At 39.3% G+C, this 13,969-nt stretch carries 9 protein-coding genes; 4 read left to right on the top strand and 5 right to left on the bottom strand.

The genetic code is table 11. The features are described from left to right. Window positions 1-125: 125 nt before the first annotated feature. The 4 genes from ACKU4N_RS18795 to ACKU4N_RS18780 all read left to right on the top strand — a co-directional run bounded on the left by ACKU4N_RS18795 (window position 126) and on the right by ACKU4N_RS18780 (window position 6,999). Window positions 126-1,343 (top strand): aminotransferase-like domain-containing protein, encoded by a 1,218-nt coding sequence (locus ACKU4N_RS18795; protein ID WP_321319032.1) that lies wholly within the window; start codon window positions 126-128, stop codon window positions 1,341-1,343. 466 nt (window positions 1,344-1,809) lie between these two features. Continuing rightward, a complete protein-coding gene (locus ACKU4N_RS18790; protein ID WP_321319031.1) occupies window positions 1,810-3,843 on the top strand; it encodes a molybdopterin-containing oxidoreductase family protein in 2,034 nt (677 codons plus the stop codon). Window positions 3,844-4,151: 308 nt separating this feature from the next. Further along, the gene (locus ACKU4N_RS18785) at window positions 4,152-5,495 is read left to right on the top strand and encodes a 4Fe-4S dicluster domain-containing protein (RefSeq protein ID WP_321319030.1); all 1,344 of its coding nucleotides are present in this window, start codon (window positions 4,152-4,154) and stop codon (window positions 5,493-5,495) included. Between the two features lie 331 nt (window positions 5,496-5,826). After that, window positions 5,827-6,999, top strand: a complete 1,173-nt coding sequence (locus tag ACKU4N_RS18780; RefSeq protein ID WP_321319028.1) for a trans-sulfuration enzyme family protein — start codon at window positions 5,827-5,829, stop codon at window positions 6,997-6,999. A gap of 483 nt (window positions 7,000-7,482) precedes the next feature. Here the strand turns inward: ACKU4N_RS18780 and ACKU4N_RS18775 are convergent, their stop codons facing one another. The 5 genes from ACKU4N_RS18775 to ACKU4N_RS18755 all read right to left on the bottom strand — a co-directional run bounded on the left by ACKU4N_RS18775 (window position 7,483) and on the right by ACKU4N_RS18755 (window position 13,664). Further along, window positions 7,483-7,809, bottom strand: coding sequence for a hypothetical protein (locus tag ACKU4N_RS18775; protein ID WP_321319026.1), 327 nt, complete (start codon window positions 7,807-7,809; stop codon window positions 7,483-7,485). Window positions 7,810-8,496: 687 nt separating this feature from the next. Beyond that, on the bottom strand, window positions 8,497-10,047 hold the full coding sequence (locus tag ACKU4N_RS18770; RefSeq protein ID WP_156197454.1) for an IS1182 family transposase: 1,551 nt from the start codon (window positions 10,045-10,047) through the stop codon (window positions 8,497-8,499). 87 nt (window positions 10,048-10,134) lie between these two features. After that, window positions 10,135-11,529: a DNA recombination protein RmuC gene (rmuC, locus tag ACKU4N_RS18765; RefSeq protein WP_321319024.1), complete on the bottom strand. Its 1,395-nt coding sequence runs from the start codon at window positions 11,527-11,529 to the stop codon at window positions 10,135-10,137. A 111-nt stretch (window positions 11,530-11,640) separates the two neighbouring features. Next, window positions 11,641-12,411 (bottom strand): UDP-2,3-diacylglucosamine diphosphatase, encoded by a 771-nt coding sequence (locus ACKU4N_RS18760; protein WP_321319022.1) that lies wholly within the window; start codon window positions 12,409-12,411, stop codon window positions 11,641-11,643. 98 nt (window positions 12,412-12,509) lie between these two features. Continuing rightward, window positions 12,510-13,664 (bottom strand): redoxin domain-containing protein, encoded by a 1,155-nt coding sequence (locus ACKU4N_RS18755; protein WP_321319020.1) that lies wholly within the window; start codon window positions 13,662-13,664, stop codon window positions 12,510-12,512. Window positions 13,665-13,969 lie beyond the last annotated feature (305 nt).

Here is a 13,969-nt window from a genome sequence, read left to right as displayed (position 1 = left end):
GGTGTTTTTATCCCGATACAAGAAAAAACAACTAAGGCAAAACTGAGGGCCTCACTTTAAGTGAGACTCTCAGTAATAGATTTAAACAATTAATAATTATCAATTAGTAATTAATAATTAAAGAAATGATCAGCGATTTAAAAGGAACCTTTTCTCAAATCAGCAATAACAACAAACGATCAGCCATTCGTGAGATTTTGAAATTGACACAAAATCCGGAAATCATCTCTTTTGCAGGAGGATTGCCGGCACCGGAATCTTTTCCTGTTGATGCATTGGACAGCATTGTTTCGACTATGTTACGCGAAGAAGGAGCGGCCGTGTTGCAGTACGATGCTACCGAAGGTGTTACTGAGCTAAGAGAATTGCTTTTAAAGAAGTATCAGGATGAAGGTGTAGAATGTTCTTTGGATAATATGATTATTACCACCGGATCGCAGCAAGGACTGGATCTGGTAGGAAAAGTTTTTGTGAACCAAGGCGATGTTGTGATCTGTGGCCTGCCTTCTTACTTGGGAGGTATTGGTGCATTTCAGGCATATGGCGCTAAAATGGCTGGTGTGCCAATGGATGAGCACGGCATGAGTGCCGAACTTTTGGAGGCCAGGCTGGAAGAACTAAAGCAGCAGGGCATCAAGCCAAAGTTCATTTATGTAATTCCAGATTTCCAAAATCCGACAGGGATTACCATGCCGGAATCGCGCCGTATGGAGATTATCGCATTAGCTCACAAATATGATGTGCTGATAGTAGAAGATTGTCCGTACCGCGAAGTACGGTTCGAGGGGAAACATCAACGCTTAATGTATGAGTTGGACAATGATGATCATGTATTGACTTTGGGAACATTCTCAAAAATATTTGCACCGGGATTCCGTATTGGATGGGTTTTGGGACCCAAAGATGTCAACGAGAAAATTGTGATTGCCAAGCAATCAGCAGATTTGTGTACACCAACTTTCGTACAGAAAATTGCCATTGGCTACATGAAATCGGGTTTGTTCGAAACCAACCTGCAGAAAACGATCGATCTGTATCATCAGCGCAGGGATGTGATGCTGGAGCAGTTGGAAAAATACATGCCCGAAGGGGTGAAGTGGACGCGTCCGGAAGGTGGCATGTTCCTGTTTATTACTCTTCCTGAGCACATGGAAGCCTTGGATCTGTTTCACAAAGCCATTGAGAAAAAGGTAGCCTTTGTCACTGGAAATGTTTTTTATTGCGATGGCGGCGGACACAATACCATGCGCCTAAATTTCTCATACGTGAACAACGAAAAAGCCATTGAAGGTGTAAAACGTTTGGCCGGGATTGTGAGAGCGGAAATGCTGGTTGAGGCCTAATATAATTTGAATGCATTGTGTAGGGACACGACATGTCGTGTCCGTTTTGTTTGTCGATATGATTGGTTTATACGATTGAATTTGAATGATGAATTAACATGGTCATGACATGTCATGACCCTACGTTTTTCGACAAAATAATAATTGAATTGCCTGAAGGGCATATATAAAATAGCCCGGGGCAACGCCCCGGGATGGTTTCGATAATGGAAATCCGTCGCGACTGATTGGTTGATAGGAGGAAGAATATTGTTCCGCGACGAAAAGTATCAGGTTCAATTTGCAGCAATTAAATGATTTAAAAGATGTATTGAATGCATTGCCCCAGCTAAAGTAGGGGACAATTGATGAATCTAGATCATCTGTAAATTCATTCTTTGCCTCTGGCTTCAGTCAGAGGATCCTTGATATAAGGATTTCATCAATTTTTTGAGTAATTTTTCGGCAAATTTAACGATCCACTCTCATGAAGTTAATATCCTCTGCCTGTCCGCGAAATTGTTACAGCACCTGCAGCATAAAAGTTCGGGTAGAAAACAATACAGTCACAGGCATTGAACCCCATACTGAAAATCGGGCAACCCCCGAAGGACCTTGCATTAAAGGTTTGGCTTATGTGGAACGAGCCAATTCAAAAAGCCGGATTTTATATCCGCAAAAGCGGGTGGCTGAAGGAAAATACGAACGAATTTCCTGGGAGGAAGCTTTGGATACCATTGCTGAAAAACTGACTCATTGCAAAGATAATTTCGGTCCTCATTCCATCCTGTATTTTGCATCAAGCGGTATGTCAGGATTGTTGAATGGGGTTAGTATCAACTTCTGGAAATTATTCGGAGGAGCTACAACCACCTATGGTAATTTGTGCTGGCCTGCGGGACTGGAGGCAACCCGATTGACTATGGGAGCCAACAAACACAATGCTCCCTGGGATCTGGAACATGCCAAGCTGATTGTTTTGTGGGGAAAGAATCCTGCCGAGACGAACATTCAGGAGATGATCCCTATCGAAAAAGCTCAGGAAAAAGGAGCGAAATTTGTAGTCATCGATCCCAGAAGAACACCATCTACCGAACGGGCCAACTCTTTGTTTCAGGTAAAATCGGGAACCGATGCGGCTTTGGCCTTGGGACTGGCGCGTGAAATCATCAAAAATGATTGGATCGATCACGAATTTATAGAGAATAATGTATTGGGTTTCGAGCCGTTCAAAAAGCGGGTAGAAGCTTACACCATAGAAAAGGTATCGCAGATTTGCCGGATTTCCGAAGATGCCATCCGCAGCCTGGCCAAGCAGATCGGAACGATTAAACCCATGACTCTGATTCCGGGTTATGGCTTGCAGCGATATGAAAACGGCGGCCAGACAACCCGTTGTTTATTGGCCCTTTCGGTGATAACAGGAAACATTGGCAGGAAAGGCGGCTGTTGGCATTATGCCAATTTGCAAAGCTATATTTTCGATGATCTAAAAGAGCCGGAATCCTACTTTCCGGGTTGTGAACATCCTAGTTTCCGCAGAAAAATATCCGTAGCCAAATTGGGCGAAGACTTACTAAATATCAAAGATCCGGAAGTGAAATTCATTTGGGTGGAGAGAGGGAATCCTCTTTCGCAAAATCCGGATACCAATTCCATTCGCAAGGCATTTCGCAAAGCAGAATTTCGTGTGGTGGTAGAGCAATTCATGACCGATACGGCTTACGAGGCAGACCTTATTTTACCGGCCAAGAACATGTTCGAGCAATCGGATATCATCGGTTCGTATTGGAATCCGTATGTACAGCTGAAACAAAAAGTACTGGAGCCTGCCGGAGAAGTGAAGCCCGAAACAGAAATCTATTACCTGTTGGCCAAGCGTTTGGGAATGGATGAGGCGGCAATCAGCAAAAATATCCCGGAACCAACGGATGAAGCCATTGAAGAATATTTGAATGGATTTTTAACCAATTTTCCGGAATTGAGTTTAGAGGCATTGAAAAAGGGGCCGCAATTGGCCAATTCTTTCGAGGAGATTCCCTTTGCAGATCATCAGTTCCCGACTCCATCGGGTAAAATAGAATTGTACAGCGAACGAGCCAAGGAGCTTTGGGGAATCGATCCACTGCCGGAATATGTGCCCTTGCCGGTTCAAAAGGAGTTTCCTTTGCAGTTGATTTCACCCAATTCCAAGAACAGAATTCACTCTCAGTTTGGAAATTTGGAGGTCATCAAACAATTCGAACCGGAAGCTTATTTGTACGTTCATCCGCTGGATGCCGAAGCAAAAGGAATTGCAAACAAGGAAAAGGTTGAGATTTACAATCATCAGGGAAAAGCAGAAGTAAGAGTGCAATTCGATTTGGGTTTGCGACAGGGAAATGTGGTTCTCACCAACGGACATTGGGCCATAAATGGTGCCGCACCAAACCTATTCACCACAGGAAAAGAAACAGATATTGGGCACGGAACGGCCTTTCACAATACGTGGGTAGATATTAAGAGAATTAAGAATTATTAGTTGTTCTTGCTGCTTTTACTAATGGTGTAGCTAGTTTTGATTTAGGAGAAGTTAAGGTGAAAATTAAAATTTTGGACTTGTTTTTTTGCTTCCGTTTTTTGTATTAAGACAAAAAATGAAGTCGGCTTTGGGCGGATAGCCCAATACAAAAAAGAAATAGGACAATATTGATAATATATCAAAGCTTAAAAAGAAAAGATTATCAGTAATCTAGAAAAGTTATCGCGGGATTTGCCGATCCGGATTGAGGATAAACAAATTATAAGTTTGACTTGTAAGTCAACTTTAAGAACTAATTTTAAAGGAACGTGAATAAAAATGCATTCATATTTAACACGAATAAATGTGTTGGCTGTATGGCTTGTGTTGCCGGCTGCAGTATCGAGAACGGTACTGATTTACAGGTGAATTGGCGGGAGGTAAACTGCCACAACAGTTTGAAGCATCCCAGCTTGCCGGTCTTTCACTTTTCGTTGGCTTGTAATCATTGCGAAGAAGCTCCCTGCATGAAAAATTGTCCGGCGCTGGCATATACACGCGATGAAAAAACAGGAGCCATTATTCATCATGCCGAAGCTTGTATTGGATGTAAATACTGCACTTGGGCTTGTCCGTACGACGCACCAAAATTTAATAAAAACACTCAGATTGTTGAGAAATGCAATTTTTGTGTCGATCGAATCTCTGAGGGGAAACGCCCGGCCTGCGTTGAGGCCTGTCCGGTTGGCGCTTTGGAATTCGGACAGAAAGAAATAACTGAAGAAGATTATATCACCCCGGGTTTTGTCAACATTGGTATCAAACCATCCATTCAGATGATTCCCTTGCGCGATGAGCATACAACACCAGCCATCGAAAATTTAGATGCGGTGGCAATTAGTAGTGAGAAGTTGGAAAGCTATCTGCCAAAAGCGGAATCGAAAGTTTCTCTCGATAAAGAATGGACCTTGGTGCTTTTTACTTTGGCTGTTGCCGGATTGGTAAGTTGGCAGGCAGCACACCTATTTGGAAAAGTTGAAATGTCATTGATTCCTTTTGCGATTGTCTCTGTACTGGCAATTGCACTGACATCTCTGCACATTGGTAAAAAATTACGCATGTGGCGATTCATTTTAAATCTGAAAGGATCGTGGCTGAGTCGTGAAATTTTCTCGTTCTCGGCATTTCTTGGATGTACAGGTCTGCAAATCATCACCCAAAATCAGATGATAGGTTATACAGCCATGGCTTTTGGAATTTTCAGTCTGATCTCGGTAGATAGGGTCTACAAATTCCTCAAGCGAAAAGATGGATTTGTTTTGCATTCGGGAATGGTGAGTACAACAGCTATTTTGTTTTTTGCGTGGCTGGTAGCTATACCTATCCTGATCGAGTTAATAATTCTGGCAAAAGGGTGTTTGTATATTTGGCGAAAAGTGGCACTGAAAAAAAAGGGAATCAGGTATTTTCCTGTTCTTTCATTGGTGAGAATTCTTTGTTTATTACTGTCCTATATTTTATTGGATCTTGAAATCGTGAAGATTTTACCAATTTCTTTAATCATCATTTTTGCAGGAGAAATAATCGACAGATCGGAATTTTACCACGAATCAGATATTGTAACACCAATGGGTGAGTTGAATGACTTACTAAAGAAGAAAGGAACTGCATAATTGCAATTGTTGAGTGTTCTCCCTTTAAGGGGAGATGTCCGAAGGACAGAGGGGTATTTTAAAGTTTTATTACCCCAAACCCCTGAAGGGGCTTAAAAAAATGTTACCCAATTTGGAAAATCCTTTTCAGGATATGGGTAATTTAGTAAGGATATTACGTATTAATGCGTGACTTGTCAGCCTGCCGTCAGGCGTGAAAATTGCCTAACCATAGAAAGCAGATCAGGATCAGGTTGACTTGATTTTTTGTTTACTTTTTGATCTAAGCAAAAAGAAAAAGCCCAACGGCTTGAGTGAAAATTTAAAATAACATACGTCAAACCACAATACAATGAAGAAAAAAGAAATCAATGCATCGCACACGCCGCTTTACCGCGAAGCTGGCTTTAATCTGCAAAATTCGAAGCGAACCAAGGAGGCTTTTGCGGCCGAATTGAATCATGCGCACGAACCGGATGATTATATCTATTCCAGATACCGTAACCCGACTGTGGTAGCGGTCGAGAAGCAGATTATGGAATTGGAAGGATGCAAGTGGGCTTTGTTGGTGGAAACAGGAATGGCGGCCATTGATGTTGCGGTATCCGTTTTTCAGAAAGGAGCAGCAACCCGTCCCTGGCTTTTTTTTCATGAGATTTACGGCGGAACCAATTCATTTATCGATACGGTGTTGATCAAGCGACGTAATTTGGATGTGCACCGCTTTTATGCGAAAGAGGGTCTGTACGATTTTGAGGAATTGGAGCGCATGCTGGCCGAAATTCAACCTGAGTTTTTGTATTTCGAAGCCGTTTCGAATCCCATGTTGATTGTTGCCGATGTAAAACGCATCATGGAATTGGCGAAGCAATACGGTGCCAGGATAATTGTTGACAATACATTTGGAACCCCTTACTTGTGGAAACCACTCTTGGATGGTGCCGATATGGTGATTCATTCAGCAACAAAATACCTGAGCGGACATGGAAATATTACCGCCGGTGTTATTTGCGGCAACGATGAGGAACTGATGAAGGAAGCCATTGAGTACCGAAAATGGGCAGGTCATTTCTTAAGTCCGGATGATGCTTACCGATTGGGAACGCAGGTAAAAAGTTTCGAATTGCGGTTCCGGAAGCATTGCGAAAATGCAATGGAATTGGCTGAATATTTGGAAAATCATCCAAAAATAGGAGAGGTTTTGTATCCTGGACTGGAATCTCATCCAACCCGAAAAGAAGCTGTAGCTTTGTTTGGCGATAAAGGTTTTGGCGGCATGTTAACTTTCGATATCAAAGGAACTTCCGATGAGGATAAAAGAGAGAAATGCAATCGCTTTATCGCAGCTTTGGAAGATACAATTCCATTGGTACCAACATTGGGTGAAGTAGATACTATTTTATTACCTGTAGAACCTGTTTGGGGGGCAAAATATCCCTTGCCTGGCGTTATTCGATTATCGGTAGGAATTGAAAAGATAGAAAAGTTAAAAGGCTGGATAGGTGAAGCCCTAGAAAATATGTAATCCGTAGGGACACGCCATGGCGTGTCCTTTTTTTATGGAAATGTTTTAATGGCCTTGCTGGCTCCGACGAGTCGGGATTAATTGCATTAAACCTTCAAACTGCGTTTCAGCGCTCATGATAATTTAGCTTTTTTAACGGCTTTAGCTATTTCTTTTTAAAATAGTCCTGCCTAGTTAAACAGTAATCGTCAATAATATAAAAGTATAAATCTCTAACAAAATTTTTCCCGATCAATAAATCTCCGTTCATTTCGTTCGGTAATAATGAACCTATTAAAATGGAAACTTTGGGATTGTCAGTAAGAATTTCCTTGTTTTCATTATACCACGGTAACATAAAATAACTTGTTCCTTTTGTCTGATATTTCAGACTATCATTTTTACCGAAAATCGTAAGGCTTGTGTGCCCGTAGTTACTAAAAGCTTTTGTGCGAATTAATTCTTTTGCCGATTTCTGTAATATTTCAGTGTTTTGCAACTGATTTAAACAGTATGCTTTTTGAGACTCTTTAATGTATTGATTTCAAATTTGAATACTTCCATTGAATCCTTTGTGAATTTTCCAACAATCTTTTCGTAGCGAACACTATCATCCTTTTTAAGTTTCTTTAATAGTTCATTTCCCGTGAATTTATTCATGTTGAAAATAGCAACACTATCCTCTTGGGGAACAAGTTGGTAAGTTCTTCCTCGCGCCGAATCAAAATTCTCATAGTCCACAATTTCGATTTTAACAATCGAATCAATTGTAGTTTGACCAGAAACGTGCAGTCCAATTATTATTAATAAAAGTGCTAGGCTTTTTTTCATTTGCTATTACAAGTAATTTATTCATAAAGTAGATCAATGCCCAAGCTGGTCTGCGATTGCATCGCGTTCCTTTTAAGCTTATCTGCTTAATTTTTTATCACACGATACAATCGTGCGGCAGCGGTTTTTTTCCGCCCATGAATCTACAAAACAATAATCCCTAAACAAAAGAAACAAGTTGATTATTTTACAAGGCATTATTTTTAGCGCAAAAAGGAGAGTGATATTCGGAGTGCTGCAACTGACTTTGGTATTATTGGTAGGTAAAAACGAGAATTTCATATGCCTGTCGGGCAAATTGATATTCCTGATAGTGTGTTTCATGTTCCTATCGCCACTTTTTGTATCTCTAACGCCTTAATTGATAGCCTATCGGATGATTTGGTAAACCTATCGCCAAAAAAAGCTTCCTATCGGGTTGTTAAGTGACCTATCGGCTCAAAATCTCTTCTATCGCAAAACAAGTCAACCATCGTAGGGTATACAGCATGTTTATCGCTTGTTCATGAATAAAAAGAGGATGTCTCATAACAAAGTAGACATCCTCTTTTTCATGATCTTTTGTTTTTTTGAGATTAAACTGCCTTATACTGCTTATTTGTTTTTGGAAGTCTTTTTTACCTCCAATATGCAAAACAGAGGTTTCATATAGAGGAAATAGGACTTCAAAAGAATTAAGAAAGGCCGTTAGGCCACTTTTCTACTATTCATTTTCTTAAGATTTATGGCTAGAGCCAATAATCCCATTTCGATTTCTACTTTTTCTTTGCCACGAAGTAAAAATCGTTTAAATCCTTTATTGTGTTTAAGGTTACCAAAAGCGGCCTCTACATCAACCGGTCTTTGACTCCTGTGCTTCAATCCTTCTTCTGAGGTTAAATGTTCTCGTGCTTTACTTCTTAATTCGTTAAGTCGGTGATTAATCTGAATCGTTCGATTACCTTTTGCTTTGTGACACATCCCCCTAAGTGGGCATCCGTTACAGTTTTGAGCTTGATAAACATGGATTGTCTTAAAATGACCGGCTTGGCTTTTTTCCTTTTTTATCTTCTTAAGATTCATTACTTGTCCCATTGGGCAGTAGTAAATATCCTGTTTAGAGTCGTAGAATAAATTGTTGGGGTGAAACTCGCAATAAGTTTTGGCTCCCTTCTTTTGTTCTTTATGAAAGTAATTGTATTTCACAAAAGAGGTTAATCCTTCCGCTTCAAGAAATTCATAATTCTCCTCAGACCCATAACCGGAATCTGCACATACGCTGTTTAGTTTGTCTGGATACAACTGTTGAACCTCTTTCATATGAGGTATAAAGGTTTTTGTATCGGTTGGATTATTATGGTTTGAATAATTTACAATGAATTGATTTTGTGTGCTAAACTGCAGGTTATATCCTGGTTTTAGCTGACCATTTTGCATATAGTCATCCTTCATTCGCATAAAGGTTGCATCCGGATCCGTTTTTGAATAACTATTTCGCTCTTCCAATATCTTTAGCTTTTGCTCGTTTTTTCGGAGATTATCAGCATAATTCTTCTTGGCATAGTTGAGTTGCCGGCGTTTCTTAGCATCCACTTTCTTATCCCTCAAGGCCTCATTAATTGTCTCAATGGTCTGCTCTATTTTTTCTGGATCAACATCACTTAAATCGGGCTTACTTACATTTGCTAAATCCGATTTGGCTACCTGCTCTGTATAATCCCAAAGTTCCCCCAACCGATCCTTCATGCGTTGGATATTCTTTTGAATGGCTTTACCCCAAACAAACGAAAACTTATTTGCATTGGCCTCGATCTTGGTGCCATCGACATATATGGTTTGTAGATCAATATGTCCGGAATCTACCAGTAACAGGACTACTTGACTGAACACTTCCTTTAAAACACCTTTTAATCGACTGCTTCTAAAGCGGGCAATCGTATTGTGATCTGGCTTTTGCATCCCTGACAACCACATGAAATGTACATTTTCTGATGCCGCCTGCTCTATTTTTCGAGAGGAATATACATTACACAAATAGGAATAAACTAATAACTTAAGCATCATTTTGGGATGATAGGCCTTTGCTCCCGTATAACTGTATTTTTCAAGGATACGATCTATCTGGACACCATCAATAATACTGCTGATGGTACGAACAGGGTGTTCAGATGATATGAAATCCGAGAGAGAAGGCGGAAAAAGAATCATCTGGTTTTGATGATAGGCTTTGAAATGAGATTTTTGAGGGACTAATTTCATATCTCTAAAATAAGAAATCAGTGATAAATATAAAAAACTATAAAACGAAAAAGAGACTATCTCATTTGAGACAGCCTCTTTTATAAATTATTCAATTGTAAGAATATTGTTATTGTTTATTTGCTCTCCATCGTTCATTCTATCGATTAAAGATTGAGGCAATTTCTTTTTCACTTTGGCACCTAATTCGCGAATGTTCTCAGCACGGCGAACCATATTACCGCTGCCGTCGTACAGTTTTTTCATCGCATCCGAATAACTGGCTTTCGAGGTGTCCATTTGTTTCCCAAGCTTTATCATATCGTCAACAAAGCCAACAAATTTATCGTAAAGCAAACCTCCCTGCTTGGCAATTTCCAATACATTTCGGTTTTGCTGTTCCTGTTTCCAGATCGAAGCAATAGTGCGCAATGTGGCCAGCAATGTTGAAGGACTCACAATCACAATTTTGTTGTCCCACGCATAATTAAAAAGCTCCTGATCGTATTGCACCGCCATGGCAAAAGAAGATTCTATCGGCATAAACATGAGAACAAAGTCAGGCGAGTTTATTGCTGCAGAGCTTTGGTAATGTTTCTCGGCCAATTCTTTTACGTGAGATTTCATCGAAACAATGTGTTCCTTTTGGAACTTTTCGGCATCCACATCACCAATTGAATTTACATATCGTTCGTAAGCAATCAGCGACACTTTAGAATCAACAATTACGTGTTTCTCTTCCGGCAAACGAATAATAACATCAGGCCGTATGGTTTGCCCCTGACTGTTTTGCATCACTACCTCACGATCATATTCCTGACCTTTGGTCAAACCAGATCGCTCTAATATTCTTTCTAAAACAACTTCTCCCCAATTCCCTTGCTTTTTCACATCTCCCTTTAAGGCTTTGGTCAGGTTGTTGGCTTCATCACTAATTTTGGAGTTCAGATCGTAAAGCTTTTTCACCTCTTCCTTTAGGCTGATCTTATCACGCAATTCCCTATCGTAAGTTTCTTCTACTTTTTTCTCAAACGACATCAATTTCTCTTTAATCGGTCCCATGATGTCACTCATGTTTTTCTGATTCGAAGAAGTAAATTCTTTGGTGTTCTCCTTCAATATTTTGGTGGCAATATTCTCAAATTCGGTAGTGAATTTCTTTTGAAGTTCTTCCAGCTCTTGCTTTTGAGTTGTTAATCGTTCCTCTAAATTTTTTCGCTCGGTGGCGGATATGGAAACAGAGCGTGTCAAATTCTCATTCTTCTGGCGCTCAACTATCACAGCCTCATTTAAATCTGTTTTCTCCTTTAATAAATTGTTCGCACGTTCTTCCAACACAGATAGTTTGTGCGAAAGCTCACTCTTTTCGTTGATAAAAGCATTTTCCTGTTTCAGCAACTCTTCCCGATTAAGCACGGCTTGATGTGCAACTCTTTTTCGAAAAATTAACCAAGCAATAATCAATCCTTTAGCTATTCCGAGGGCGATGTATAATATTTCCATTTTGTTTTATTTTGTTTGTAGCAACGCAGCATGCTGCATTTTTACATTGGTTTTTGAGGTGAAGTGGAAAATGTATTTCTTTGTGCAACTTGGTGAAAATCCTTTGTGTTCTTAGTGGTTAATCTTTGGTTTTTCGTATTCCTTAACTTCCATCTTTTCGCCATCAAACACAGCATAAGTAAAATGAGTTACCCAATCACCAGTATTTATATAGCGACTTTTTCCATTCAAATCCACATTACAAGGCCAATGTCGGTGACCAAAAATAAAATAGTCGAAATGTTCCTTCTTTAACTCATCCTTAGCAAAAAGCACCAACCACTCTTTGTCTTCACCACGGTAATCGTCAGCCTCTACTTTTCCATCTCTTAATCTGCTGTGACCAGACCATTTATGAGCTAACCAAATAGATAAATTAGGATGGATACGGGCAAATGACCATTGTAAAAACTGGCTGGTAAACATTTTTTTCAATAGTTTGTAATTCTTGTCGAATGGCCCCAATCCATCTCCGTGACCCAGGAAAAACTTTTTCCCTTTAATCTCCGTTTTTACAATATCCCGATGCACAATCACTCCAATCTCAGTTGGCAAATAATCAAATACCCAAATGTCGTGGTTTCCGGTAAAAAAATGAACAGGAATACCAGAATCAGTAATTTCAGCAATCTTGCCTAAAACGCGTGTAAATCCTCTTGGAACCGCACGTTTGTATTCAAACCAGAAATCAAAAATATCTCCCATCAAGTAAATGCATTCGGCATCATCTTTAACCTGATCAAGCCACTTTACAAACAATTTTTCGCGTTCGCGGTTATTTTGTAAAGCAGGAGCTCCTAAATGTACATCCGATGCAAAGTATATTTTTTTGTTTTCGATCATAACAAATTTTCAAGTACTTAAAATGCCTAAAGTTAAAAGTAATGAAATTTAGTATTTCTACTTGAACGTACTTTAGGCACTTTAACTATTTTAGTTACTTACTTTACGTATTGGGCAATTTTTTCTTCAAGTGCCAAACCAAAAAGATTTTTTCCAACAATTTCTCCTTTTTGATCCAAAAGGTAGTTCGATGGTACTGACTGAATATTGAATAGTCTGGTTGCCATAGCACTTCCGTTTTTTAAATCGCAAACATTAATCCAGTTTAACTGATCTTCCTGAATGGCTTTGGTCCATAATTTTTCATCCTGATCAACAGAAATCTGGTAAATTTCCAGACCTTTTTTGTTGAATTTATCGTATATCTTCTTCAGGTTTGCGTTTTGTTTGCGCGAGTTTGCATCCTGAGACGCCCAAAAACTTAAAACAATAAATTTACCTTGTAAAGAACTAAGGGTAACTTCTTTTCCTTTTGAATCTGGAAGAGTGACATCTGGAAAATTGCTTCCTTTTTCTTGAATTAGTTGAGACATTTTAAGGTTGGTCAAACGTTTCTCAAGATCAGAAAGATTGCTCAGGATCGCTTTGGTGTAATCATGTTCAGGATACAAGGCTTTCATTGAAGAAGCAACGATTTTAACAAATTTTATGTCGTCGTTTTCGTTTAATGTAAACGTTTTGTCATCTAATTTCTGATACAAAGCCATGTAGCTCGATAAAGAGGTGGCATTTTTCATGATGAAATCAATCGAAAAATCTCTTTGGCTTTGAAGAGCTTTCACGTAATCAGCCAATAGGTTTTGTGAGATGGTGGAATAGTTAGGATCATTCTTTTTCTCTTCTAAATCTTTTCTGATTCCGGCAAGTTGATCTTTGGTTGCATTCAGTTTGTCGTTCAGCTCCTTAACTAACTTCGAGCCCTTAGAACCTTCCACGATGTAATCTTTCCCCATATTTTCACTTTTGCTGTATACAAGAATACTCTCGTTGGCTTCTGCTAAAAGGGTAATTAATTTTCCATTCGAAAGGCGCAGCAGATAAAATTCGGGCTTGGTGTTTTCTTCTTTAAATCTAAACCGGCCTTCTTCATCCAGTGTGATTGAGTCTAAAATTTCAACACCAGTAGTATTCAGTCTGTCAAAGTACAATACCTTACCTTCGGCATTATCAATTTTACCTTCTATTTTAACAAGGTCTTTTTGACTACAAGCCCAGAATAAAAGGATTGGAAGGGCTAATAATAATTTTTTCATATGATATATAATTTGTTTTTTAGCTGCCATATGGAACTTCCCAAGCTGAGGTAATTATCTTCCTGTGTCAAAATTACTTTGGCATGGACGTTTCATATGATTAGTTTTCTTTGTTTACATTCAACAGTTTTTCGGATTCTTATCCCGAGGAATACATGCACTCACTTATTAGTAAGTGATCCTCATTTTATTACTAAAAAAAAACGAAATAAATTTAATTATCTCATAATTGTATTTGGAAACTAAGCGGGAAATTTACTAATAATTTCCTGTTTAATCATTATTATTTCCTGCAGCGATTCAAT

The organism is Labilibaculum sp. (assembly GCF_963664555.1).
In the GTDB taxonomy this organism is placed as follows: Bacteria; Bacteroidota; Bacteroidia; order Bacteroidales; family Marinifilaceae; genus Labilibaculum.
The sequence above is the reverse complement of the archived record's forward strand: the minus strand, read 5'-3'. Positions and strand labels throughout refer to the sequence as shown.

Coding starts and splice junctions, on each gene's coding strand:
- ACKU4N_RS18755 (WP_321319020.1), bottom strand. CDS start 13,664: ATGAAAAAATTATTATTAGCCCTTCCAATCCTTTTATTCTGGGCTTGT.
- ACKU4N_RS18780 (WP_321319028.1), top strand. CDS start 5,827: ATGAAGAAAAAAGAAATCAATGCATCGCACACGCCGCTTTACCGCGAA.
- ACKU4N_RS18770 (WP_156197454.1), bottom strand. CDS start 10,047: ATGAAATTAGTCCCTCAAAAATCTCATTTCAAAGCCTATCATCAAAAC.
- ACKU4N_RS18795 (WP_321319032.1), top strand. CDS start 126: ATGATCAGCGATTTAAAAGGAACCTTTTCTCAAATCAGCAATAACAAC.
- rmuC (WP_321319024.1), bottom strand. CDS start 11,529: ATGGAAATATTATACATCGCCCTCGGAATAGCTAAAGGATTGATTATT.
- ACKU4N_RS18760 (WP_321319022.1), bottom strand. CDS start 12,411: ATGATCGAAAACAAAAAAATATACTTTGCATCGGATGTACATTTAGGA.
- ACKU4N_RS18775 (WP_321319026.1), bottom strand. CDS start 7,809: ATGAAAAAAAGCCTAGCACTTTTATTAATAATAATTGGACTGCACGTT.
- ACKU4N_RS18790 (WP_321319031.1), top strand. CDS start 1,810: ATGAAGTTAATATCCTCTGCCTGTCCGCGAAATTGTTACAGCACCTGC.